The sequence below is a fragment of the Brevibacterium permense genome (assembly GCF_013280495.1).
Taxonomy (GTDB): domain Bacteria; phylum Actinomycetota; class Actinomycetes; order Actinomycetales; family Brevibacteriaceae; genus Brevibacterium; species Brevibacterium permense.
In genome coordinates this window covers 267,228-290,954 of record NZ_JABSSX010000005.1, presented here as the reverse complement: position 1 = coordinate 290,954, position 23,727 = coordinate 267,228, and the positions used below count along the sequence as shown (strand labels likewise).

The 23,727-nt window shown below is 65.9% G+C and carries 20 protein-coding genes; 17 read left to right on the top strand and 3 right to left on the bottom strand.

The features are described from left to right. Positions 1–6: 6 nt before the first annotated feature. The gene (locus tag HK353_RS09915; RefSeq protein WP_173155694.1) at positions 7–1,545 is read right to left on the bottom strand and encodes an LPXTG cell wall anchor domain-containing protein; all 1,539 of its coding nucleotides are present in this window, start codon (positions 1,543–1,545) and stop codon (positions 7–9) included. 357 nt (positions 1,546–1,902) lie between these two features. Between HK353_RS09915 and dcd the strand changes: the two genes are divergently transcribed. The 13 genes from dcd (at position 1,903) to HK353_RS09850 (ending at position 17,335) form a co-directional block, all read left to right on the top strand. Next, a complete protein-coding gene (dcd, locus tag HK353_RS09910) occupies positions 1,903–2,481 on the top strand; it encodes a dCTP deaminase (RefSeq protein ID WP_139468980.1) in 579 nt (192 codons plus the stop codon). Further along, entirely contained in the window at positions 2,478–3,662 is a 1,185-nt protein-coding gene (locus tag HK353_RS09905) for a hypothetical protein (RefSeq protein ID WP_342589880.1), read from the top strand. Before dcd ends, HK353_RS09905 begins: the two co-directional genes overlap by 4 nt. 182 nt (positions 3,663–3,844) lie before the next feature. Beyond that, a complete protein-coding gene (locus HK353_RS09900) occupies positions 3,845–6,892 on the top strand; it encodes a Na+/H+ antiporter subunit A (RefSeq protein WP_173155752.1) in 3,048 nt (1,015 codons plus the stop codon). Further along, positions 6,889–7,524, top strand: a complete 636-nt coding sequence (locus HK353_RS09895; RefSeq protein ID WP_101546657.1) for a Na(+)/H(+) antiporter subunit C — start codon at positions 6,889–6,891, stop codon at positions 7,522–7,524. The genes HK353_RS09900 and HK353_RS09895 overlap by 4 nt, the downstream gene beginning before the upstream one ends. Beyond that, complete coding sequence (locus tag HK353_RS09890) at positions 7,521–9,104, top strand: Na+/H+ antiporter subunit D (protein ID WP_173155692.1); 1,584 nt, start codon at positions 7,521–7,523, stop codon at positions 9,102–9,104. The genes HK353_RS09895 and HK353_RS09890 overlap by 4 nt, the downstream gene beginning before the upstream one ends. Further along, the gene (locus HK353_RS09885; protein WP_245395908.1) at positions 9,101–9,832 is read left to right on the top strand and encodes a Na+/H+ antiporter subunit E; all 732 of its coding nucleotides are present in this window, start codon (positions 9,101–9,103) and stop codon (positions 9,830–9,832) included. The genes HK353_RS09890 and HK353_RS09885 overlap by 4 nt, the downstream gene beginning before the upstream one ends. Continuing rightward, positions 9,829–10,368, top strand: coding sequence for an MrpF/PhaF family protein (locus tag HK353_RS09880; RefSeq protein WP_173155690.1), 540 nt, complete (start codon positions 9,829–9,831; stop codon positions 10,366–10,368). Before HK353_RS09885 ends, HK353_RS09880 begins: the two co-directional genes overlap by 4 nt. Then, positions 10,358–10,753, top strand: a complete 396-nt coding sequence (gene mnhG / locus HK353_RS09875; RefSeq protein ID WP_101546653.1) for a monovalent cation/H(+) antiporter subunit G — start codon at positions 10,358–10,360, stop codon at positions 10,751–10,753. The genes HK353_RS09880 and mnhG overlap by 11 nt, the downstream gene beginning before the upstream one ends. Then, the gene (locus tag HK353_RS09870; RefSeq protein ID WP_173155688.1) at positions 10,743–11,495 is read left to right on the top strand and encodes a response regulator transcription factor; all 753 of its coding nucleotides are present in this window, start codon (positions 10,743–10,745) and stop codon (positions 11,493–11,495) included. Before mnhG ends, HK353_RS09870 begins: the two co-directional genes overlap by 11 nt. Next, a complete protein-coding gene (locus HK353_RS09865; protein WP_173155686.1) occupies positions 11,492–12,967 on the top strand; it encodes a sensor histidine kinase in 1,476 nt (491 codons plus the stop codon). The genes HK353_RS09870 and HK353_RS09865 overlap by 4 nt, the downstream gene beginning before the upstream one ends. Next, entirely contained in the window at positions 12,964–13,779 is an 816-nt protein-coding gene (locus tag HK353_RS09860) for a hypothetical protein (protein ID WP_342589879.1), read from the top strand. Before HK353_RS09865 ends, HK353_RS09860 begins: the two co-directional genes overlap by 4 nt. Before the next feature lie 269 nt (positions 13,780–14,048). After that, positions 14,049–16,064 (top strand): S9 family peptidase, encoded by a 2,016-nt coding sequence (locus HK353_RS09855; protein WP_173155684.1) that lies wholly within the window; start codon positions 14,049–14,051, stop codon positions 16,062–16,064. A 29-nt stretch (positions 16,065–16,093) separates the two neighbouring features. After that, positions 16,094–17,335 carry an N-acetylglucosamine-6-phosphate deacetylase gene (locus tag HK353_RS09850; protein WP_173155682.1) on the top strand — a complete coding sequence of 414 codons (1,242 nt, stop codon included), beginning with the start codon at positions 16,094–16,096 and terminating at the stop codon, positions 17,333–17,335. Positions 17,336–17,412: 77 nt separating this feature from the next. On the opposite strand, the gene HK353_RS09845 is transcribed toward HK353_RS09850, so the two are convergent. Further along, positions 17,413–19,083, bottom strand: a complete 1,671-nt coding sequence (locus tag HK353_RS09845) for an HNH endonuclease signature motif containing protein (protein ID WP_173155680.1) — start codon at positions 19,081–19,083, stop codon at positions 17,413–17,415. Between the two features lie 229 nt (positions 19,084–19,312). Here HK353_RS09845 and HK353_RS09840 point away from each other — a divergent pair, with 229 nt between their 5' ends. From HK353_RS09840 to HK353_RS09825, 4 genes are all read left to right on the top strand, one after another. Further along, positions 19,313–19,795, top strand: a complete 483-nt coding sequence (locus HK353_RS09840; RefSeq protein ID WP_173155678.1) for an isochorismatase family protein — start codon at positions 19,313–19,315, stop codon at positions 19,793–19,795. A 67-nt stretch (positions 19,796–19,862) separates the two neighbouring features. Continuing rightward, positions 19,863–20,558, top strand: a complete 696-nt coding sequence (locus HK353_RS09835; RefSeq protein WP_173155676.1) for a hypothetical protein — start codon at positions 19,863–19,865, stop codon at positions 20,556–20,558. A 317-nt stretch (positions 20,559–20,875) separates the two neighbouring features. Next, positions 20,876–21,544, top strand: coding sequence for a copper chaperone PCu(A)C (locus tag HK353_RS09830; protein ID WP_173155674.1), 669 nt, complete (start codon positions 20,876–20,878; stop codon positions 21,542–21,544). Then, the gene (locus HK353_RS09825) at positions 21,534–22,844 is read left to right on the top strand and encodes a Dyp-type peroxidase (RefSeq protein WP_342589878.1); all 1,311 of its coding nucleotides are present in this window, start codon (positions 21,534–21,536) and stop codon (positions 22,842–22,844) included. The genes HK353_RS09830 and HK353_RS09825 overlap by 11 nt, the downstream gene beginning before the upstream one ends. Positions 22,845–22,926: 82 nt before the next feature. Here the strand turns inward: HK353_RS09825 and HK353_RS09820 are convergent, their stop codons facing one another. Beyond that, positions 22,927–23,526, bottom strand: coding sequence for a methylated-DNA--[protein]-cysteine S-methyltransferase (locus tag HK353_RS09820; protein WP_173155670.1), 600 nt, complete (start codon positions 23,524–23,526; stop codon positions 22,927–22,929). Positions 23,527–23,727 lie beyond the last annotated feature (201 nt).

Genomic DNA, 23,727 nt, shown 5'->3' with positions numbered 1-23,727 from the left:
CGCGGCTTAGAACTCCGCGGGATCGTCGGAGGCGTTCATCCGCCGACGGGTGATGATGACAGCTGCCGCACCGACTGCGAGCAGACCGACACCGAGAGCCAGTCCGGTCATCTCGGCACCGGTGCGCGGCAGGTCGCTGCTCGAATCGTTCGAGCCGCTGCCGTTCCCGGCCCCGTTTCCGCCCTCGTCGACGGCGGTGCCGTTGGTGAGCACGGTGAAGCTTCCGCCCTGTGGCTCATCGAAGCTCTCGGCCTGGGCACGCACGTTGTAGGTGCCGAGCACGGCCTTGACCTTGGCCTGGACACCGAACGTGACCTTGCCGTCGGAATCGGCTTCCTTGGTCATCGTGTAGCGGTCGACCTTGCCCTGGGCATGCTCGACCGTGATCGAGACCTTCTCGCCGGGCTGAGCGCCGCTGACACCGATCTTGATGCCGTCACCCAGGAAGTCCTCGGAGCTGACCTCGGTCGGGTTGATGAACATGGACGCCTGTGCGGCTGCGGCAGGTTGCTTGTCCTTGGTGCCGGGGCTGGCGGGACCGGTGGACTCTGGAGCCTCGTCCTTCTTGTCGTTTTCTTCAGCCGGCTTGGTCTCGTCAGCCTTGTCGGTCTCATCGACCTTCGGCTCTTCGTCCTTCGGACGCTCGGCCGGTCCCGGCTTCACGTCATCCGCAGGAGCCTTGTCTTCGGCCTCGTCGGTCTCTGACGGGCTCGGCTTCGGCTCTTCGGTCTTGGTCTCCGTCGGCTCGGGCGCCTCGGTGGTGGGCTCTTCGGTCTTCGTCTCCGACGGGCTCGGCTTCGGCGCCTCGGTGGTGGGCTTCTCGGTCTTCGTCTCCGACGGGCTCGGCTTCGGCGCCTCGGTGGTGGGCTTCTCGGTCTTCGTCTCCGACGGGCTCGGCTTCGGAGCTTCCGTGGTCGGCTCTTCGGTCTTCGTCTCCGAAGGCTTGGGTGCCTCGGTGGTGGGCTCCTCGGTCTTCGTCTCAGAGGGCTCCGGGGACTTCGTCTCGCTGGGAGTCTCGTCCGGAGTCTTGATGGGACCGGTGGCCGACTCGCACTTGTCGTCGTCGCCCTTGCCCGGTTCGTCGACCTCGGAGGCCTTGGAGACGACGTCGAAGGTCACCTTCGAGGACTTCTTCTCGGACTTGAGATCGGTGAGGTAGAGCGAGTATTCGCCGACAGGCACTTTGGCACCGTCGGTGACGGTGAAGAAGTAGGTGCCGGAGACCTTTCCGTCTTCGTCGACCGTGAGCTTCTTCTCCGGCGAGTATTCGGTGCCATCGGTGCCGACGACGGTCACCGTGGCCTTCTGGTCCGGGCTGAATCCGGTGCCGGAGAAGCCGATTCCCTTTTTGTCGTCAGCGATGTCGGCGCGGGTCACCTGCGCCTGCGCAAGGGTCGCCTGCGGATCCGACTCGTCGGGAACCGAAGAATCCGCTTCGGAGCTGCTCGATGACTGCTGATCACCCTGGGCGCACAGCGGTTGCTGAGGGACCGAAGCGGTGGACTCTGTCGCTGCGAACGCCGGGGCGCCAGCAAGACCTGTCAATGCAACGGCTACTGCGGGGGCAAGCACAAGACGCGAGGTCTTCACAGTAATGCCTTTCGATTGTTGTCTACCCACGAAAGACGATGGACTCCCGGCATTCCTTGGCTTAAGAAGGGGAAGGCACCATCGTGCGCGGGTCCGTACAGCTCATTACCCTAAAGCATTCATCCGCCGCTATGGGGAGACACACGGGTAAAAATCAGGAGAATTCCCGAGAATCGTTACCGTTTTGTGACATAGTTTCGGCGTGTCGGTGGACTTCGCCGGCCGATTCTGCATGCTCGACTCATGGTTCGGCGGAGGGAGGAGGAGAGAAAGCTTGAGCGTGCGGGGTGCGCAACGACTACCATCGGAAGCGTGACTCTCCTTTCCGACCGCGACATCCGCGCCGAGCTCGACTCCGGACGCATCGCCCTCGACCCCTACGACCCGTCGCTGATCCAGCCGGCCAGCGTCGACGTGTGTCTCGACCGCTACTTCCGGCTCTTCGACAATCACAAGTACGCGGTCATCGACCCGAGCCTCGAGCAGCCCGAGCTCACCCGTTTCGTCGAAGCCGCTCCGGGGGAGCCCTTCGTCCTCCACCCGGGGGAGTTCGTCCTCGCCTCCACTCATGAGCTCGTGACTCTGCCCGTCGACGTCGCAGCCCGGCTCGAGGGCAAGTCCTCGCTCGGACGCCTCGGCCTCCTGACCCACTCGACCGCGGGATTCATCGACCCCGGCTTCAGCGGCCACGTCACCCTGGAGCTGTCGAACGTCGCGACGCTGCCGATCACGCTGTGGCCGGGGATGAAGATCGGCCAGCTCTGCTTCTTCCGACTCAGCTCGGCGGCGGAGAACCCCTACGGTTCCCAAGCCACGGGCAACCGCTACCAGGGCCAGCGCGGCCCGACCGCTTCCCGTTCGCACCTCAATTTCTATCGGAGGGACATGTGATCACCCGCCGCGAACTGCGGTTGCAACGCGAAGCCGCTGAACGCGCCGCCCGGGAACAGGCCGACGCCGCGCGCTACCGGGCCCCCGACGCCGAAGCGACGGAAGCCTCTGCCCCGACAGGCGCCTCCGCCCCCGTGCCCCCTGCCTCCGACGTTCAGGCCGCGAGCCGGCGGCGGACCGGGATGCCGTCGACGGGACGGCCCGGATACGGCGGTGACACGTCCGCGCCCGAGGACACGGCCACCTCGGCGGATCTGCGCGGTTTCCATCTCATCCTCCTCGATGATGCGGTCGAGGTCTCCGACGTCCTCGCCCTCATCCACAACAAGCTGCCTGATCTGCGCCCCGTGCTCGACGAGCACGGGCAGCTGCGCCTGAGCCGGCACTCCCGACTGAGCTCCGGGGCTGCTCTCGACCCGGCCGATGCCGCCGCGCTCGAAGTCCCCGTCTGGGCGCGGCACGCCATCGTCATCGACTGCCCCAGGGACCGGCAGCCGACCCCGCCGCCGGACTGGTTCGCCGATGCCGACGGACTCCACGAGGCCTTCCCCAACGGAATGCCGGACCGGGAGGAGGAGCGGATGCTCAGCCTCATGCTCTCCGTCGCCTCCCGCCTCCACACCGGCGTGCGCCTGGCCGACGAATCCGGACTGCCGACGCGGGTGATCATCCCCGACCCGGAGGCGAAGGTCGACCTCTACATCTACTCCTCGTACTGGATGGAGCCGTCGGTCGCGCTCGACCTCGTGCGCCGCCATGCGCCGCACGCCTTCCAGCAGTCCCTGCCCACCCCCGACGAGGATGTGCTGGCCCAAGCGAGCATCGACGATCCGCTCTTCGACCCTTCCTCCCCGGTCATCCTCGACGGCTATGCCCTGCTCGTCCCGCTCGGCGAGATCGATGAATCCGCCGGCAGCCTCGAGATCCGCGTGATGGAAGCCGAGTGGGTTCCGCCGATCGTCGCCGCCCACACCGACGCGCCGCAGATCGAATACCACGTGCACTGGATGGACACCGAGTCGAAGCGCTATCAGCCGAACCAGGGTCGACGCTTCCGGCGGATGCGCGGTCGGGTGGCCGAACTGACCGACGCCATCGGAGCCGAGCTGCTCGTCGGCTCGGACGGCATCGGTCTCGACGAGAACGGCTTCCTCGTGACCAGCAGACAGCTGCGCGCGTGACCAGCCGTCGGATGCACGTGTGACCAGCTTTCGGATACGCGCGTGATCGGTGTGGTGTCGGGGCAGAGCCTGTCTCAGCTCACACCCGGCAATTGGGGAAACGACACCTGTTCGTGCGAAAATTACCTGACGAACCTTTCTCACAAACAGGCATATGACGGAGGTGGCCGCCGGTGATAGTCATGACAGGGGCCTTCTTCGGGGCATCTGTCATCGCCTACCCTCTGGTTCGCCTGCTCGGTCGCAACGCTTTCTTCTTCCTTGCTCTCGTCCCCTTCGCGGGACTTCTGTGGAGCCTGTCGACGATCCCCGAGATCTTCGGCCCCGCCGCTCAGCCGGTCGTGGAGAATCTCGACTGGCTGCCGGAGCTCGGTCTCGCCGGGATCTTCCGCCTCGACGTACTCTCCTGGATCATGACGCTGCTGGTGACCGGGGTCGGCGCCCTCGTCTTCGTCTACTGTGCACGCTACTTCTCGCCCGACGAGCCGGGACTGGCCCGGTTCGCGGGAATCTTCATGGCCTTCGCCGGAATGATGTACGGGCTCGTCATCGCCGACGAACTGCTCATGCTCTACCTGTTCTGGGAAGGCACGACTGTCTTCTCCTACCTGCTCATCGGGCACAGCCAGTCCCGCCGCCGCTCCAGGCAGGCGGCACTGCAGGCCCTCATCGTCACCACCGCAGGCGGGCTGGCCATGCTCGTGGGCATGACCCTGCTCATCACCGCCACCGGAACCGGGCAGATCTCGACCCTGGTCGACCGAGCCCAGTCGGGCATGGACACCGGCGGAATCATCATCTCCGCCGTCATCCTCATCCTCGTCGGCGCGATCTCGAAGTCCGCGCTCATGCCGTTCCACTTCTGGCTGCCCGGCGCCATGGCCGCACCCACTCCGGTGAGCGCCTATCTGCACGCCGCGGCCATGGTGAAGGCGGGAATCTACCTCGTCCTGCGCCTGGCGCCGGGCTACAACAACATCCCCGGCTGGTCCGAGGTGCTGCTCACCCTGGGTCTGCTGACGATGTTCATCGGCGGTTGGCAGGCGCTGAAGCAGACCGACCTCAAACTGCTGCTGGCCTTCGGCACGGTCTCGCAGCTCGGATTCCTCACCACTATGGCCTCGTTCGGCACTCCGGACATCACGAAGGCGGCCCTGGGTCTGCTCATCGCCCACGCCCTGTTCAAGTCGTGCCTGTTCCTGTGCGTCGGCATCATCGACCACCGTGCCGGCACCCGTGACCTGACGAAGCTCTCCGGCGGCTGGAGGGCCTTTCCCGTCGTCGCCGTGTGCGCGACGATCGCCGCCGCCTCGATGGCCGGGCTGCCCCCGCTGCTCGGCTTCGCCGCGAAGGAAGCCGCGTACTCGACCCTGCTGTCCTCACCGGACAAGGCCTCGGTCATCGCCTTCATCGGCATCATGATCGGCTCGATCCTCACCGTCGCCTACTCGGCTCGCTTCGTCTGGGGTGCGTTCTCCTCGAAGCCCGGCGTCGACGACATCGCCCGCCGCGACGAGAAGCTCACCCTCGTCGTCTCCCCGCTCATCCTCACCGCACTGACCCTGGCTCTCGGCCCGGGAGCCGGACTGCTCGACGGCTACTTCTCCGCGTGGACCTCCGGGCTGCCGGCCGTGGCCGAAGGCGATGGGCACTACCACCTCGCGCTGTGGCACGGATTCGAACCGGCGCTCGCCTTCACCGCCGTCACCGTCGCCGCAGGCCTGGCTCTGTTCATCTACCGCCGTCCCTTCGCGAAGGTGCAGGCGACGCTGCCGTCGGGCCTGGACTTCCACGAGCTCTACCGAATGCTCATCGGCTGGATGGAGGCCCTGGCGCTGTGGGTCACCGCCCGCACCCAGCGCGGTTCGCTGCCGTTCTACCAGGGCGTGGTCTACATCGTCCTCGTCGCCGGACTGGGACTGGCGATCATCACCAACGACACGTGGAACATCACGTTCCGGCTCTGGGACACCCCGCTGGACCTCATCGTCGCGGCCGTGCTCGTCATCGTCGCTATCGGTGCCACCCGGGCCAAGAAGCGGTTCACCGCCGTCGTCGTCACCGGCATCTCCGGCTACGCCATGGTCGCCTACTTCGCCTTCGTCGGCGCTCCCGACCTGGCCCTGACCCAGGTGCTCGTCGAAACCATCACGATCGTCGTCTTCGTCCTCGTCCTCCGCAGGCTGCCGGCCCGCATCGGCGAGTCCACCGGTCGACTCACCCCGGCCTGGCGGGCGATCATCGGCGGTGCCGTGGGCATCACCATGATGCTCGTGGTCCTCATCGCCACAGGTGTGCGCGTGGCCGATCCGATCTCCGTCGACTTCGGTCAGCTCGCCTACGAGCTCGGTCACGGCAAGAACATCGTCAACGTCACCCTCGTCGATATCCGGGCGTGGGACACGATGGGCGAGATCTCGGTCCTCGTGGCCGCCGGAACCGGCATCGCCGGCCTCATCTTCGTCCGTGGTCGTGAGGGCCACCTGCATCGGTTCGAGAGGAAGAGGGACGGCACCGAGGCGGCCGGCCGCATCCGCTTCCAACCCGTGGCCGAGGACGTCGTCGACCTTCACTACACCGGCCAGGGAGAGGGCCTGTCGCAGAAGCGGGCATCTTGGCTCATTGCCGGACGCACCCTGGCGCCGCGCAACCGGTCGATCATCCTCGAGGTCACGGCCCGCCTGATCTTCCACGCCGTCATCGTCTTCTCCGTCTACCTCCTCTTCGCCGGCCACAACGATCCGGGCGGCGGATTCGCCGGCGGCCTCGTCGCCGGGCTCGCGCTCGTCGTCCGCTATCTCGCCGGCGGCAAGTACGAACTCGCCGAGGCGGCCCCCTTCACTCCCTCGGGAATGCTGGGCACCGGTCTGGTGACCGCGATCCTCACCGTCGCCGGCGGGTGGATCTGGGGTGGGACGGTCTTCGAGTCCGTCTACATCGAGGGTGATCTGCCGGTGCTGGGCCACCTGTCCTTCGGTACGTCGACGTTCTTTGACATCGGCGTCTATCTCATCGTCGTCGGCCTCATGCTCGACATCCTCCGCTCCCTGGGAGCCGAGGTCGATCTGCACCAGGAGCGCGACGAGGCGATGCTGACCAATCGCATCCATGACAATGTGAACTTCTCCGAGGACATGGGCGCCACCGCCGAACACCGAGCGGTGTCCGAGATCATCGACCGGGTCAATGAACTCGACGTCGACAACGGCGCGGAAGGAGGCCGCCTATGAGCGTCTCCTTCGTCATGGTCCTGGCCATGGGCGTCCTCTTCGCCGGCGGCATCTACCTCATGCTCGAACGCTCCCTGACCCGCGTTCTGCTCGGCTTCATCCTGCTCGGCAACGGAGTGAATCTGCTCATCATCCTCACCGCCGGACGCGGCTCTCCGCCCCTGACGGACGGCAAGAACCTGTCGACCGAGGGCATGTCCGATCCGCTGCCGCATGCTCTCATCCTCACCGCGATCGTCATCACCTTCGCAGTGACGGCGTTTCTGCTGGCGATGATCTACCGCTCTTGGAGGCTCATGCGTGCCGATTCGCTGCAGGATGACGACACCGACCTCCAGGTGGCGATCACGAAGCTCATCGACTCCGAGGCGGAGGCGAGCACCGACTACGACGACACCGAGTTCGGTGACGAGGCGGAGTCACCGATCACCGGTGCCATCGACCTCGACGACGACGGCACGCCCGCAGAGCGGGAGGACCTCGCCGACGACATCGAGGACGCGTCGACCCCGGCCGAGGCCGATGCCATCGCCGAGGAGGCCGTGGACTCGCAGACGGAGGCGCACAGCGCCGAAGAGGCCGAGGTCACCGAAGAGGCCGAAGACGCGAAACGGCAGGGAGACGACGCATGATCGATCTTCTGCCCGTGCTCGTTCCCCTGCCCGTTCTGCTGCCGCTCATCGGCGCCGGAATCGCGCTCATCCTGTCGAAGCACACGCGGGCGCAGAACATCGTGTCGATCGCGATCCTGGTTGCGGTCATGGCTATCGCCACGATCATGCTCTTCGGAGTCGATGCGCATGGGCCGCAGGTCGTGGCGATCGGCGGATGGCAGCCGCCGGCGGGCATCGTGCTCGTCGCCGACCGGCTGTCGTCGCTCATGCTCATCGTGTCCTCGCTGGTCACACTGTGCGTGCTCGTCTACGCCCTGAGCCAGGACGCCAACGACGATTCGAACGAGACCCCGATTTCGGTGTTCAACCCCAGCTATCTGGTGCTGTGCGCGGGCATTGCGAACTCGTTCCTCGCCGGAGACCTGTTCAATCTCTATGTCGGCTTCGAGATGTTCCTCGTCGCCTCCTATGTGCTGCTCACCCTCGGTGCCACGGCGGAGCGGATCCGGGCGGGAGTCACCTATGTGATCATCTCGCTTGTGTCCTCGGTGATCTTCCTCGCCGCCATCGGCATCATCTACGCAGCGTGCGGCACAGTGAATATGGCGCAGATGTCCGAGAGGATCTCGGACCTGCCGGCGGATGTGCAGATGATCCTCCACGTCCTCCTGCTGCTGGGCTTCGGCATCAAGGCCGCGATCTTCCCGCTGTCCTTCTGGCTGCCCGACTCCTACCCGACGGCACCGGCCCCGGTGACGGCGGTCTTCGCGGGACTGCTGACGAAGGTCGGGATCTATGCGATCATCCGCACGGAGACCCTGCTGTTCGCCGAATCCTCCCTGCGGGTGCCGCTGCTCATCGCGGCCGGGCTGACGATGCTCGTGGGCATCTTCGGCGCCATCGCTCAGTCGGAGATCAAGAGGATCGTGTCCTTCACCCTGGTTTCGCATATCGGCTATATGCTCTTCGGCGTGGCCATGGGCACGAGTGTCGGCCTGTCTGCCGCGATCTACTACACGGTTCACCACATCATCGTCCAGACCGCGCTGTTCCTGGCCATCGGCCTCGTCGAAATGCGGGGCGGGTCCACCTCGACGAGATCGCTCGGCGGTCTCATGGTGCTCTCGCCGGTGATCACGATCATCTTCTTCATCCCCGCTCTCAACCTCTCCGGCATTCCGCCGTTCTCCGGGTTCATCGGCAAGGTCGCGCTCTTCCTCGCGGGCTTCGACGACCACGCGTGGCTGCCGACCGTCCTCATCGTCGCCGGCACCGTGACGAGTCTGCTGACCCTCTACGTCATCGGACGTACCTTCAACCTCGCATTCTGGCGTGATCCGGCGGATGTGGAGGAGCCGAACGAGGACCTCGTCGAGGAATTCACGGAGCGGAAGAAGACGCTGCTGGCGGGGAAGAAGTGGAAATCTCAGATCGGCGTTCCCCCTGCCATGGTGGCGGCCACCTCGGTGGTGGTGATCGCCTCCATCGTTCTCACCCTCGCCGCCGAACCTCTGTGGGACATGTCGAACCGGGCGGCCGAGAACCTCTCGACGCCGATCGACTACGTCACGAACGTGCTCGGAGGTGATGAGAGATGAGCCCCGACCGAGACCAGGGACAGACCCGAGCTGACGGCCGGGACCGGGACCACGGCCAAGACCGGGCAACGGCACAGGACCGGGCGATGGGCCAGGGCCGCGCAGTGGGCCAGGACCGGGCGATGGGCCCGGGCCGACCACCGGCGAACCGGTCGCGGATGAGCCGGGGCCGCGGATTCGTCCAGCAGCTCGTGCTGTTGGTCTCGCTGGTTCTGCTGTGGCTGATGCTGTGGGATTCGATCACTGTGGTCACCGTGGTCACCGGAATCGTGCTGGCCTACGTCATCACGCGCGTCTTCTACCTCCCGCCCGTTGTGCTCTCCGGACGGTTCAACGTCTGGCATGCGTTGGTGTTCGGTCTGTGGTTCCTCTATTCGGTTCTCAGCGCCTCCATCGAAGTCGCCTGGTATGCGTTCCGTCGCAAAGCGGTCGGCGCCGGGTCCGTCGTCGCCTGCGATCTGCGCACGAGCTCGGACCTCGTGCTCACCCTCATCGCCGATACCGCCAGTCTCATCCCCGGGTCGATCATCATCGACAGCGATCGTGCCATGGGCATGCTCTACCTGCACTACCTCGACTGCGATTCCGAGGAGAAGGTGCGCAAGGCGAAAGCGCAGGTCTACTACATCGAAGAGCTGCTCATCCGCACTCTCGGCTCGCACCGTGACCTCGCCGCCCTGCGGGCCAGACCGGATCCGCTGACCGAGACCGAGGGAGGCCGCTCATGAGTGAGATCGTCCTTCACTCCCTCGTCGTCGCCGGTTCGGTGCTGTTGGCCGCCTCGGTGGTCATAGCGCTCTTCCGGATCGTCCGCGGTCCGTCGATCCTCGACCGCATGATCGGCACCGACGTCGTGCTGGCGTCGATCATGTGCGGCCTCGGCGGGTATATGGCTCTGTCCGACCGGACGGATCTGCTGCCCGTGCTCATCGTGCTCGCGATGCTCGGCTTCGTCGGTTCGGTGAGCGTGTCGCGGTATGTGTCGAAGTCCGATTCGATGACTCCCGGCGCCGAGGCGGGGGCCCTGTCCGAGTTCAGTGCCTCTGACTGGCACATGCCCCGTGATGCGGACGAGCCGAGTCCAGGATCGACCTCTGTGTCCCAGGCTCGACCCAGCGATGACGTCACCGAGATCGCGGATCCCACCTACGACGCCCATGCCGACAGCGGCGGAGAGGGCGAGGGCACCGGACCCGACCCGGGACCCGATGACGCCGAGCACGTGTCGGATGGCGACGGGCAGGAGAGCAATCGTGGTTCTTGACATCATCTCGGCCGTGCTCATCTTCCTCGGCGCGGTCCTGTCCCTGGCCGCCGCGGTCGGTCTCGTCCGCTTCGGCGACCTTCTCTCGCGAATGCACGCGAGCGCGAAACCCCAGGTGCTGGGCCTGGTGCTCGTTGCCGTGGCGATTGCGATCCAGTTCCCGACTTGGGCGACGGTGACGACTCTGGCGATCATCATCTCCTTCCAGCTCGTGACGATTCCCGTCGCCACCCATATGGTCGGCCGCGCCGGCTATCGCACCAAGCACCTGCGTCGATCTATGCTGTACCGAGATGAACTCGCCGAGGCGGTCGACCGTGCCGAGGCCCGAGAGATCGCCTGGGAACGCCAGAGAGGAACCGGAACAGACCACCATGACGGCTGACAATCGCACCGAGCCCCAACCACTCGTCTTAGTCGCCGATGATGAGCCCGACGTCCTCGGAGCGGTCGTACCGTTCCTCGAGCGCTCCGGTTTCCGGGTGCTGCCCGCCAGCGACGGACTGCTCGCTCTCGACGAGATCCATCGTCACAAACCCGATGTGTGCGTCCTCGACGTGCTCATGCCCGGAGCCGACGGCCGGCAGGTGCTGCGCCGCCTGCGCCAGGAGGAGAACTGGGTTCCGGTCCTGCTGCTGACCCAGGTCGGCGAGGGTGTCGAGCGGGCGATGGCACTCGAAGAGGGTGCCGACGACTACCTCAACAAACCCTTCGATCCGCACGAACTCGTCGCGCGCATCCGTGCCGTGCTGCGCAGGACCCGCAATGACGGGCCGCCCTTGGCGACGGCACCGGTGCTCGTGTCCAGCTTCGGCCTGCGCGTCGACCGCGTGGGACGCCGAGCGTGGTTGGGGCAGCGTGAACTCGTCATCACTCCGAAGGGCTTCACCCTGCTCGAGTACCTCATGGTGCACAAGGACGAACTCATCGAACGCTCCCGCCTGCTCGAAGTGCTGTGGGGATTCGAAGAGGCCGTGGGCACCCGCGCCGTGGACTCCCGGGTCGCCGAGCTGCGTCGTGTGCTCGGCGAGGACGCCGCAGAACCGCGGTGGATCGCCACCGTGCAGGGACGCGGCTACCGTTTCGTCGGTGAGGTCCGCGGCGAGGACGGACAGAGCCGTCTATGACGAATTTCCTTGTCTTCGAGATCCAGGTCTGGCTGTTCCTGCTGCTGCTCGTCATCGTGCTCGGCGGTCTGGCCGCCGGTGCGTGGTTCGGCTGGCGGTATCTGAAGAGACGTGAGGCCGCGCTGCGGGAATCCATCGAGACGGCCGCGGCCGAGGATTCGATGACGAAGCGCAACCGGATGCTCATCCGACTCGACCATGAGCTGAAGAACCCGCTGACGGCGCTGCGCACCTCGGCGGCGAGCATCCGCGAGGTCGTCCGGGACGGCGGCACGCTGAGCGAGGTGGAGCCGGCCGCCAAGCAGGTCGACGTGTCCTCGCGCCGGGTCGCCCGACTGCTGGCCGATCTGCGCAAGCTCGCCGACGTCGAGACCCGCATCATCGAATACGCCCGCGTCGATCTCGATGCGCTCATCCACCAGGCCGTCGAGGATGCATCGACGGCGCCGGGGGCCGAGGATCGGATGATCGTGGCGACTGTCGCCCGTGCTCCGTGGCGGCTGCCCGATGTCGCCGGGGAGGAGGATCTGCTGCTCACCGCGATCCTCAACCTGCTGGGCAATGCCCTCAAATACTCGTCGCAGGCCGAAGTCGTCGAGCTGCGCGCGAATGAGCAGATCATCGACGGGCACCGCTGGGTCGTCGTCGAGGTTGCGGATACGGGCAGCGGCATCCCGCTGGCCGAACAGGAGAATGTCTGGGACGAGCTCTCCCGCGGTTCGCGTGTGCGCGCGGTCGCCGGTTCGGGCATGGGCCTCTCGCTCGTGCGTGCCATCGTCACCCGGCACGGCGGATCTGTGCAGCTCTTCAGTCAGGAGGGTGTGGGCACCTCGGTGCGCATGGTCCTCCCCGTCCTCGCCGATGCCGCACCCGTGACCGTTCCGCAGATGTCGGATCATATGGATCGGGTCGCCGCCGGTTCGCATGCGGTGCAGCCGGTGCAGCAGGCTGATCCGCGGCAGGCGCCCGGATTCCTGCCTCCGCGTCAGCCCAATGAGGCCGAACTGCAGGGACGGATCCTCGGCACTCCGCGGCGGACGTCGAAGCGTCGTCTCGAGCGGGTCGACGGGAACTTGGTCAACCGGCGGACGGGGGAATCCGTCTCCGGTGGATTCCCGCCGGATTCCGGTCAGCATTCGCAGTTCAAACCGCCGCTGCAGGCCCCGAACGGCGGAGGACAGAACCCGGGCTATGGCCAGCCGCCTGCTGGCAGCCAAGCGAACTCGGGCCCACAGCATCCCGGACAGCCTCCAGTCGGCAGCCAGCCGAACTCGGGTCAGCAGAACTTCGGTCAGCCCACAGCAGGCAGTCAACCCGCCAGCGGCCCCCACACCACCGGACAACCACCTGTCGGAAGCCAGCCCGGTTCCGGTCAGCAGATGCCTCGACACGGGTACGGACAGGCTCAGCCGAATCAGAACGGCCCGGAAGCGGGGTACCCGAACCGTCGCCAGCAAGGTGACCAGCAGTGAGATCAGTGATTGGGCTCACGGCATCGGATTCTTCCACCTGGGGGATCTTCGCTGGGAAGAAACCCGCGTCGGGGAGTTCTGACTCGGGCAGACCGGCGTCGGGAAACCCTGCCTCGGGCAGACCCGCCTCGGTGCGACGAGCCGCTGCTGCCGGCACTCTCGCCCTGACGGTCCTCCTCAGCGGATGCTCGGTCTTCCAGATCCGCACGGAGGACAAGTCTGCAGGGCCGGTGCGGATCGGCGTGCAGGAGACCGCCGGACCCGAACCCACGGGCAAGCCCACCGAAGCCGGAATCCCCGCGGGGATGACGAAGACGTCCGTGACGTTCGGCAGCAGCTGCCCGGTCGAAGTCAGCTTCGCAATCGGTGATGACTGGAGAGACAGCACCGGGAGCACCGAGCAGTTCCATGTCTTCAACCACGGCGAAGACACGACTCGCGGCGATACCATCCTCGTCAACTGCACCGACGAATACGGTGACAGTGCTCAGGAAGTCGTCGATCAGAAGAGGCGGTACAACTTCTCCGAACAGGACTCACAGGTGTTGGCCGAGCAGACGGGGTCTCTGGCCGCGGGCGAGTTCTGGAGCTATCAGGGTGAACTCGGTCCGACGGAGATCCTTGCTATCAACAACGAACCGACTTATGCCTTCGGGGTGCAGACGGGGTACAAGATTAACGGGCGCCTGGTGAATCTGTCCATCGAGATGCGCACACCGAAGACGAACACCGAAGTGGCAGAGGACTTCAAGAAGATGCTGCCTACGGTGACGATCGATGGTGAGAAGGTCCCGTCACCGAGCTTCCACTGACGTGCCAGTGAGCACCGAACGGCGTGGCGATCAGGCGCCCGGGAAGATAGTGCGCCCGCGAAGTTAATGCGCCCGCGATCCGGTCGACCGACTCGGTGACTCTGATCGGTCATCACAGGGGTCGGCCGCCTCGGTGACCCCGGTCGGTCATCACAGCGGCCGACCGCCTCGGTGACCCCGGTCGGTCATCACAGCGGCCGACCGCCTCGGCGATCCGGGGTTTCTCTGGATTTCACCCCGGAATCCGCGCTGGGATCTAGGATGGTAAGATGACGACCCACGACGCAGTGACCCGACTCCTCGACGCCCGCCGCCTGCAAGGCCTCTTGACGAATCAGAGCGGCTGCGTCGTCGCCCAGTACTCGTTCCTCAATTCCGAGGGGAATTCCTCCCTCAGCCACCTCGCCGACATCAGCGGTGAGACGCCCCGACGCATCACTCGGGGCGGTCAGTCCGTGGGACCGGCCGCGCTGAGCGAGAACGGCACGATCGTCTTCGCCTCAAAACGCAAGGGCGAGGACGGCAAGGATGCCGAATCTCCGAGCTTGTGGGCTCTGCCGGACAACGGTGAGGCCCGCAAGCTTGCCGATCACGAGGGCGGCTTCTCCCGCATCGAGGTCAAGGGCGAGACCATCATCGTCGAGTTCCCCGTCCATACATGGGCCGCCGACGAGAACGATCATCAGGAATTCAGCTCCGAACGCAGCGACGCGAAGGTCAGCGGAATCCTCCACACCGGTTTCCCCGTCCGCCGTTGGGACCATGATCTGGGTCCGGGTCGGCAGACGCTGGCCGTGGCCACCCTCGACGAGGCAGCCGCCGACTTTCCGGAAGTCAGTGACGAGCTGAGTGCCCCGGCGGGCTTGGGCTTCCGGTACCTGTCCCTGCCGTCTGGCCGACTTGTCGATTGGGCCGTCGACGATGGGGCCCGCTTCGCCCTCGTCCAGCTCGAGAAGCCGATCCCCGGTCAGCTCGAGGCCAGTGAGATCTGGCGCGTGGACCTCGACGGGGAACCCGAGCTGCACCGTCTGACGAAACCGGCTGCCGATCACAGCTTCAATATCGAGGCCATCAGCCCGGACGGGACGAAAGCACTGGTCACTCGCGTACAGAACTGGACTCCGCAGACCAATCTCGCGGCCGAACTCATGGTCCTCGATCTCGAAACCGCGGAACTGAATCCTGTGTGGCCGGATGGTGATTGCTGGTTCTCCCCGATCTGGGTGGACGGTTCGACCGTCGTGGCCACTGCGGATGATCACGGTCGCGGCAGCATCTTCATCGGTGACATCAATGATGCTCAGCCTCGGCGGCTCGTCGGGGGAGTCGATCAGAAGTATTCGTTCTCGGGGCTGGCTCTGCGCGAGGACACGGTCGTGGCGACCGCCTCGGCGATCGACGTCGCGCCGCTGCCGATCTCCGTCGACCTCGGAACCGGGGTCATCAGCGAGCTCGCGAATCCGGCGACGGTGCTCGAGGAAGAAGGCACCCTCACCGAGGTGGAGGTCCGTGCCGAGGACGGCACGCAGATCCGCGCGTGGCTGGTGCTCCCGGAGGGGGAGGGGCCGCATCCGCTTGCCGTATTCGCCCATGGCGGACCGTGGGGATCGTGGAATGCGTGGACCTACCGATGGAATCCGGGTCCCTTCGCTGCTGCCGGCTATGCGGTGCTGCTGCCCGACCCGGCGATCTCCACCGGCTACGGGCAGGCGATGATCGACCGCGGTCAGCAGCAGCTCGGCGGCACTCCCTTCACCGACATCATGGCTCTGACCGAGGCTGCAGGGGAGAGAGCGGACATCGATTCCGAACGCGTCGCCCTGGCCGGAGGGTCCTACGGCGGGTACATGGCCAACTGGGTGGCCGGGCACACCGGCAGCGCGTTCAAGTGCATCGTCACCCATGCCTCTCTGTGGAACACCACGTCGATGGGGCGGACGACGGATAATTCGTCGTGGGATCAGGCGATGCGGGAGCAGTCGGCGCAGTATTCGCCGCACCTGTTCGCTGATGACATCGAAGTGCCGATGCTCGTTATCCACGGTGACAAGGACTACCGGGTGCCGATCGGTCAGGGTCAGGAGCTGTGGCTGGACCTGCTCACTCGGGCGAAGACTCCGCTCGATGCCGATGGCGACACTCAGCATCGGTTCCTCTACTTCCCCGACGAGGGGCATTGGATCCTCGGCCGCGGAAACGCCGAGGTCTGGTACCGCACCGTGCTCGCGTTCCTCGATACGCATGTGCTCGGCATCGACGCGAATCGAGTCCGCACCCTGGGGTGAGGGTTGCTCAGAGCGATGGAAGGACCTTGATGACACAGACCGAACAGATCCCCGCCGAGGCGGTCATCCACAATGCGCGCATCCTCGACGGTGATCGGGCCACGTTCACCGAGGAGGGCGCGGACACCTGGATCGCGGTCGTCGAGGGAACGGTCACGGCACGGGGCCGCGGCGACGGCTGGAAGGACAGGACCGCCTCGGCGAGAGGTGAGGTCATCGACGCCGCCGGCGGATACGTGGCTCCCGCGTTCGTCGATATCCACTGTCACGGTGCGGGCGGTGCGAGCGCCGAGGACGGGAGCGAGGGGATCGATGCGATCCTCGACGCGCATCGGGCCCACGGCACCGGCAGGCTGGCTCTGTCCTACGTCTCGGACACGATTGAGGGGCTGTGTGAATCCTTGCGCGCGGGCGCCGGACTCGTCCGTGAGCGGGCCATGGTCATGGGTCTGCATGCCGAAGGCCCGTTTCTGTCCCCGGATTTCAAAGGTGCGCATGCGCCCGAAGTGCTCACATCGCCGACTCCGGAGGCGGTCGAAGCGATTCTCGAAGCGGCCGATGGAACTCTTGCCCAGATCACCATCGCGCCCGAACTTCCCGGTGCTCTCGATGCGATCGGTCGGTTCTCTGCGGCTGGGGCACGAGTGGCTGTCGGTCACACGGCTGCCGATTTTGCGCTGGCCGCGCAGGCCTTCGAGGCGGGAGCGAGCATCCTCACTCACGCGTTCAATGCGATGCCCGGTATCCATCACCGTGCTCCGGGGCCGGTTCTGGCCGCGGCTGAGGCCGGGCATGTCACCGTCGAACTCATCAATGACGGCGTCCATGTCGTCGCCCCGGTTGCGCGTATGCTTCACGAACTCGTGCCCGGGCGCCTTGCACTCATCACCGATGCAATGGCGGCGACCGGCCTGCACGATGGGAGCTATCACCTCGGTTCGCTCCCCGTCGAGGTCAAGGATTCGGTAGCGCGCCTGGTCACCGAGGACGGCACTCAGGGCGCCATTGCGGGATCGACGTTGACGATGGGCGAAGCTGTGAAGCGGGCTGTCGCCGAGGTGGGGCTCAGCCCGTTCGACGCTGTGCAGTCCGCGAGCCTCGTTCCACTGCGTGCGGTGGGCAGAGTGCCGGAGTCGGGTGATTCTCTGCAGGCGGCGGGCGGTGCCGCTGGTGCCGGCAGTCTGTTGGCTCCCGGAATGCCGGCTGACCTCCTGCTCCTCGATGAGGACATGAACATCCGGGCTCGCGGTTCTGAGGCTAAACCCGCCTGAACCGGGTTGAACCCGACCGGGTTGAACCCGGCTGAACTTGGAAAGTGGGCACAGCTGTCCCCTGAAAGTTGGGGCGGCTATTTGTCGAACAGGGAGTCGACGATGTCGTCCGCGATGAACCGGGCGTGGAGGATCGGCTTACGAGCCGGGTCCTTTGCGGCGGGCGGAATGTAGGCGGGTCGCCCGTCGAATAGCATCACCGTGTCCCAGTCGGTGCGGTCGAGCAGGTGGTGATGATAGCTGCACAGCAGCGCGAGATTGTTGATCTCCGTCTTTCCGCCGAGCGACCATGGAAACACATGGTTGGCATCGCACCAACCGGGAGGGGCGTCACAGCCGGGGAAGGTGCAACCTCGGTCACGGGCGGTGATCACTGCCAACTGTTTGCGATTGGCGAAGCGCTGCTCTGTGGCCACCTGCATCGTCTTGGCCCTGTCGCTCATGAGGTGGAAGAACAGCGAGCCGCTGAGGCCGTTTCTCATCAGTTCCTTGATGGGAATGGGATTGTCGGCGCCAGTGGTTCCGTGTCCTGTTCCTTTGGCCAGATCTTCGGCGGTGGCGTTGATGACGAGAGCATACGGCGCTCCTGCAGCCGTCCGCTGCTTGTCGATCGTCGTGACGAGGCCAGCGAATCGTTCGTAGATCCATTCGCGCGCCGAAGGCTGTTCGGCGCTGACGTCGACGAAATCGCCGTCCTCACGAACGCCGACGCCGGGTACGGCAGCCGAATTTCCGCTCGTGCGAGCTGCGTCGAGATCGGGTGCCGGAACTCGCTTCGCGTCATATCGGTCACCGGAGAGCACCGCATCGACGATCTCAAGCAGCTCCTTGTCAGGAAGCGGCGAGCTCGTTCCCTCAGAAGCAGCGGTTACGGTGTCGGGATTGCCCGCGGCCCTGATCCCAGGGGCGCCAGTCGCCGAGTCGGCACCGGTCTTGTCGTCTTCTCCCGCAGACTGGATTCGTGAGGTCAGCAGTCCGTTGAGAGTGCCGCCGGTGACGGGGTCGAGCAGTCCACGCAGCTCCCAGTCGCCGTTGGTCTTGGCACGCATGGACATGTTGTACGCAGAGCGGTCGGCCGAGTCGTTCGGCTCCGCGCCGTCCGGGTCGATATAGCCCATGAGCTTGCCGAAGATCTCGCGCAGATCCTTGAGACGGACCTTGGGCGCGTTGTCGACCAAGCGCGTCTCGACGTCGGTGCGGACCGTCTGACTGACCCACGTGGGCAGTTTGCGCATGCAGTCTTCGATGACAGACGCCTGGGCGGCGGAGATCGTGCCGGCATGGAGCGCATCTGCGACGACAGGGTAGAGAGGCGGCAGAGCCTGTCCGGCCATGTCGACCCGTCCGCCGAGGTTCTTGGCCATATCGGTGCGGCGATTCGCCTCGGCGCCGGTGAGGCTGAATCGGTTCTCGATGAGCGACTTCGTCGACTTGGCGCCGAAATCGCTGGGTGTTCCGACGCGTTCGCAGACGGAGAGTGCGAGCGTCGACAATGCATCGTTGATGCGTGTGATCGCCTCGACCCCATCGGCGAGCATGATGGCCTGGTCCGGTCCCATGGGGCGATCGAACGAGCGCAGCTCGTCTTTGAGGCTCATCAGCTGAGTGATCGAAGAGGTGACCTCGGGCGCAAAGCGGCTGAGATCTGCCCACTCCTCGTCGGCCAGCAGCGGGTGACCGCTGGTCTGCGGGGAGTTGTCGGCGTTCCGATCGGAATGATCGGAGCTGCGTTCGGGAGTGAGGGTCATGGAGATGAGTTCCGTTCACCAACATCGTTGTTGTTGGAATCCAGTGTACGCTCATAAAGTCTGGAATGCCATAGGTGATCTAAAAAAGTTTCGAACACAAATATGGTGTTCGCACCAGTTCGAGAAAGCTGACAAGCCTTTTTGAGTCCTTGCAGGTCAGGAGTGGTGTCGGCTGCGGTCGAGGTGATCCGGCTTCGAATGTGTCAGTCGGTCGTGGCACGATTGGAATATGGATGCCCTCCTCCTCATTGACACCGACGACGCCAGCTACCCCAGCGATGACGCCATGGAGACCCTCGGCGATATCGTCACCCGCACCCGCGCTGTGGGCGGTGTGCTCATCTTCGCGTCGACGAAGGCCGACCTCGCCGACACTCCCGATGAGGAGCTGAGCATCTTCGTTCCCGATGAAGAGGATCTTGTGCTCCGGTCCGAGAGTCCGGATGTGTTCGAAGGTGTCGATGATCTGGCCGCAGGCCTGCATGACCTCTCTGTCGACCGGGTCATCATCGCCGGCGCCGACGCCACCGCGGCGGGTACCCCCGGAGCCGTCTACGCCTCGGCGATGGCGGGTCTTGTGTGCAACTTCGACGTCGTCGTCCTCTCCGACTCCACCACTGACCCCGATGGCAACCTCGTCGCCTGGGGCGATGCTGCCGCTGATGCCGGTGCCATGGTCAAGAAGACCGCCGATACCTGGCTGCGGATGTAGGCTCAGTCGCCTTCCCGAAATTGTTCTACATTGAGTAGAATGTGGGAGCGAACTGAGAGGAGGGCCCATGACCGGATGGACGAAATCCGTACGTGCGCTCTTCGCTGCCCTCTTCACGACTCTCCTTGCGCTGCTCATGCACCTCGGTGCCGGTGGCGGCGTCTCGATTCCCGGCACTGTGGTCGTCTTCGTTCTCGTCCTCTGGGCGGCGATGATCGTCGCCGGCAGGCGCCTGGGCTACCTGACTCTGGCGGGCCTGCTCGGCCTCGGTCAGGTGCTCATGCACCTGACGATGAGCTGGTCCGCAGACACCTTCGCCCATGCAGGAGCCCACGCGGGAACCGCTCAATCCGGAAGCGGGCAGGCCGGAGCTGCAGGTACCGGTTCCACCTCCGCCGAGGCGGCCCTCCATGCCCACGCCGGACACATCGTCCCAGCCTCCGGCTCCCTTGACCTCGGTCCTGCCGCAACCGCGCTCGGACATGCGAGCCACGGGGCAACCTCGGTGGGGATGATCATCGCCCACGTCGTCGCCGTCCTCGTCACCGCCGTGATCCTCAAACGCGGTGAGGACATCGTCCTCAGCATTCTGCAGCTGGCCCTGGGCCCGGTGATCGGCGCACTGCGAGCCCTCGCCGAGGCGGCCGGAGTCCTGGCCGACGAACCGTTCCGCAAGCTCTGCGCTTCGTTCCGGGTGCCTCAGCCGGTCACCTCGGCGGTCGTCGGTCCGAACTACCGCCGCGGCCCGCCCGCGCTCGTCTGACGTCCCAATCGGCGTTTGCAGCGCCGACCCACACCTGGATTCCCGGGTGACCATCCACCTTCGGGCGGCCGCCCAGACAGCGGCGGGCCGCCCCTCGGTGACAGTCGAACACGTCCGCGCACACCGCTGCGCGCAGAGGACACGTGCCCGCACCCTGGCCAGCACATGCCCTGCGCACTTGCACTCGCACGAGTTGCGCGCAGGCAACCGTGACCGGCGCAAAGCCTCACGAAAGCGCTGCTGCCTGCGCCAGCAGGCGGCCGCGGCGCGCGCCGACATGTGCTCGACTGCACCTGAACGACGAAAGTGCAGACATCATGCGAAAGAACATCACCCTGGCCTTTGCCCTGCCCATTGCCGTCGCCATCGGCCTGGCAGGCTGCGGCCAAGACGACAGCAAGGCTGCCGGTTCGACACAGACCGACGGCGGCAGCTCCACCTCGACGGAATCCTCGGAGAGCGCAGTCGACGCCGAAGCGCTCAGCTTCGACGGCGCTTGGGTCAAGGCCGCCGACGACGGAATGACCGCAGTCTTCGGAAAGCTGCAGAACAACACAGACAAGGACATCAATCTCGTGGAAGCGAAATACCCGGACTCGGAGATGGTCGAGCTCCACGAGACCGAAAGCGACGGTTCGGGTGGAATGAAGATGCAGGAGAAGAAGGGCGGCTTCACCATCCCGGCCGGGGAGAGCCTGGACTTCGAGCCCGGCGGCGATCACATCATGATCATGGGCCTGAAGAAGGCCATCAAGCCGGGCGAGGAGATCAGCCTCGATCTCGTCACCGCCGACGGCGAGACCGTCGGGGTCACTGCCGTAGCGAAGGAGTACTCCGGAGCGCAGGAAGAATACGCGCCCGGGGAAGCCGAAGGCTCCAGCGACGACCACAGCGATCATGGTGAGCACGGCGACGACGGCGAGCACGCCGGTGCCGACAGCGACGATCACGAGGACCCCGATCACGGAGACCACGGTGACCACTGAGCCCGGTCGCACCGGCTTCAGCCGTCGAGGTCTCCTGACCTCGGCGGCCGCGGCCGGCGGCGCAGGACTCGTCGGCGCCACGACCCGGTTCGCACTCGGCCGCGGCACCGGCTCTCAGAACACGTCAGCCGATGACGGCGGGCCGCCTCGGCGAGATCTGGACGGCGCAAACGGGCCGCAGACCGAGCCGTTCTACGGCACTCATCAATCCGGGGTCGAGACCCCGCCGCAGGCCTATGCGCACTTCATCGCGTTCACGCTGAGGCCCGGGATCAAGGCCGCCGAGGCGGTGCGCTGGCTGCGCCTGCTCACCGCGGATGCGGCCGCGCTGACGCAGGGGCGGGCGCCGTTGGCCGATTCCGAATCCGAGCTCGCCGTCGACCCCGCCCGGCTGACGGTGACCTTCGGATTCGGTGCCGAGCTGGTGGCGCTCGCCGGAAAGAAGCACGTCCCGAACTGGCTGCAGCCTCTGGAGGCGTTCTCGATCGATCGCCTCGACGAGGATCGGTGCAAGGGCGACCTGCTCCTGCAGATCTGCGGCGACGACCCGCTGACCTTGGCACATGCCAGGCGCATGCTGTTCAAGGATTCGCGATCGTTCGCCGAGGTGGCCTGGCAGCGGGACGGATTCCGACGTGCCTACGGCAGCGCGGGGGAGGGGAGGACCCAGCGGAACCTCTTCGGTCAGCTCGACGGCACGGCGAATCCTGGACCCGGATCCGAGGACTTCGCGCGGATCATCTGGGGACAGGGCACCGAGACTGCTAACCCGGTGTTCTCCGCCCGCGGGGAGCCGCCGGCCGACCTCGGTGCGCATCTGCCGGTGTGGATGCGTGGGGGAACGACGCTGGTTCTGCGCGATATCGCGATGAACCTCGACACCTGGGATCAGGCCGACCGCCCGGCCCGGGAGTTCTCGGTCGGGCGGACCGTGGACAACGGGGCACCCCTGTCGGGGAAAGACGAGTTCGACGTCCCGGACTTCACCGCCGTCGATGAACGGGGGCTGACGACGATCTCTCAGGCCGCGCATATCGCTCGCGCCCGCGACGGACTGGGCCCGGAGGTGCAGATCCACCGGCGCACGTTCAACTACGAGACCGGCGCGGGCGGGGATTCCGGGCTGCTGTTCGCATCCTTCCAGGCCGATATCGAACGGCAGTTCCTGCCGATCCAGCGCCGCCTCGCCGAGGTGGACCTGCTCAACGAATGGACGACCCCGATCGGATCGACTGTGTGGGCGATACCGCCCGGAGCGAGCGAGGACGGGTACGTCGGGCAGGAGCTGTTCGACGCATGAGAGACCGGCTCGGCCGCCGGACCCATCTGAGCGGAGACGGCGGCCGCGTCGGTCGGGGGCGATTCGCAGACCGTGGGGCCGGTCAGAACAGCGGCTGCGGCAGGGCGTCTTCGAACTCGAGGAGGCGTCGCTTGGTCTCGAGCTCGTGCCCGGGCAGCCCGCCCGAATACCCGCCGAGCCCGCTACCTGCGACAACACGATGGCAGGGGACGATGATCGGGATCGGATTGAGTCCCATGATCCCACCGACAGCACGCGCCGGAATCCCGGTTCCGCTGGCTTCGGCGAGCTGTCCGTAGGTGACCGTGGTCCCTGCCGGGACCTCCTCGGCCAAGGTCGTCAACACGGTCCTCGCGACGTCCGAGATCTGACCGAAGTCCACGGGCAGATCGAAATCGCCGAGGCGACCGTCGAAGTACGCCCGCAACTGGGCGACCGCCTCGGTGAGGATCGGATCCGAGGCGGCGGCCGCCTCGGCGGGGAACTGGTCTGACCGTTCGGCCGCCTCGGCGGGGATCGAAACAGAGGGTCCCGAGGCGGCGGCCGCCTCGGCGGGGCTCGGATCGGCGGCGTCGCTCGCTTCCGAGGATCTGCGCCATTCGAGTCGGAGGATCGACCGGCCGTCGCTTGTCACAGTGAGGGGTCCGACGAAGGTGTCGACGGTTGCCGAATCGGTCGTCATGGGATGTCCTCCGTTCGGGCCCGCGCACCGATATTGGTGTCAACGGCGATTCTCAGCCGAGTCTACTCATACAGCTGTGCCCTCCCGACTCGGACGAGTCGGGAGGGCACAGCATTTCATGACCACACGCCGGGAAATGGGGAAGCCCACAGCTGAGGCGTCGATGTCGTCCTCAGTGCGGCTGCTGCCGCGGCGACAGAA

Bases quoted from the DNA above. Each gene is read 5' to 3' on its own strand.
- HK353_RS09900 (WP_173155752.1), top strand. From the start codon at position 3,845: ATGACAGGGGCCTTCTTCGGGGCATCTGTCATCGCCTACCCTCTGGTT.
- HK353_RS09845 (WP_173155680.1), bottom strand. From the start codon at position 19,083: ATGACCCTCACTCCCGAACGCAGCTCCGATCATTCCGATCGGAACGCC.
- HK353_RS09865 (WP_173155686.1), top strand. From the start codon at position 11,492: ATGACGAATTTCCTTGTCTTCGAGATCCAGGTCTGGCTGTTCCTGCTG.
- HK353_RS09820 (WP_173155670.1), bottom strand. From the start codon at position 23,526: ATGACGACCGATTCGGCAACCGTCGACACCTTCGTCGGACCCCTCACT.
- HK353_RS09835 (WP_173155676.1), top strand. From the start codon at position 19,863: ATGACCGGATGGACGAAATCCGTACGTGCGCTCTTCGCTGCCCTCTTC.
- HK353_RS09830 (WP_173155674.1), top strand. From the start codon at position 20,876: ATGCGAAAGAACATCACCCTGGCCTTTGCCCTGCCCATTGCCGTCGCC.
- HK353_RS09840 (WP_173155678.1), top strand. From the start codon at position 19,313: ATGGATGCCCTCCTCCTCATTGACACCGACGACGCCAGCTACCCCAGC.
- HK353_RS09895 (WP_101546657.1), top strand. From the start codon at position 6,889: ATGAGCGTCTCCTTCGTCATGGTCCTGGCCATGGGCGTCCTCTTCGCC.
- HK353_RS09880 (WP_173155690.1), top strand. From the start codon at position 9,829: ATGAGTGAGATCGTCCTTCACTCCCTCGTCGTCGCCGGTTCGGTGCTG.
- HK353_RS09870 (WP_173155688.1), top strand. From the start codon at position 10,743: ATGACGGCTGACAATCGCACCGAGCCCCAACCACTCGTCTTAGTCGCC.
- HK353_RS09855 (WP_173155684.1), top strand. From the start codon at position 14,049: ATGACGACCCACGACGCAGTGACCCGACTCCTCGACGCCCGCCGCCTG.
- HK353_RS09885 (WP_245395908.1), top strand. From the start codon at position 9,101: ATGAGCCCCGACCGAGACCAGGGACAGACCCGAGCTGACGGCCGGGAC.
- HK353_RS09890 (WP_173155692.1), top strand. From the start codon at position 7,521: ATGATCGATCTTCTGCCCGTGCTCGTTCCCCTGCCCGTTCTGCTGCCG.
- HK353_RS09850 (WP_173155682.1), top strand. From the start codon at position 16,094: ATGACACAGACCGAACAGATCCCCGCCGAGGCGGTCATCCACAATGCG.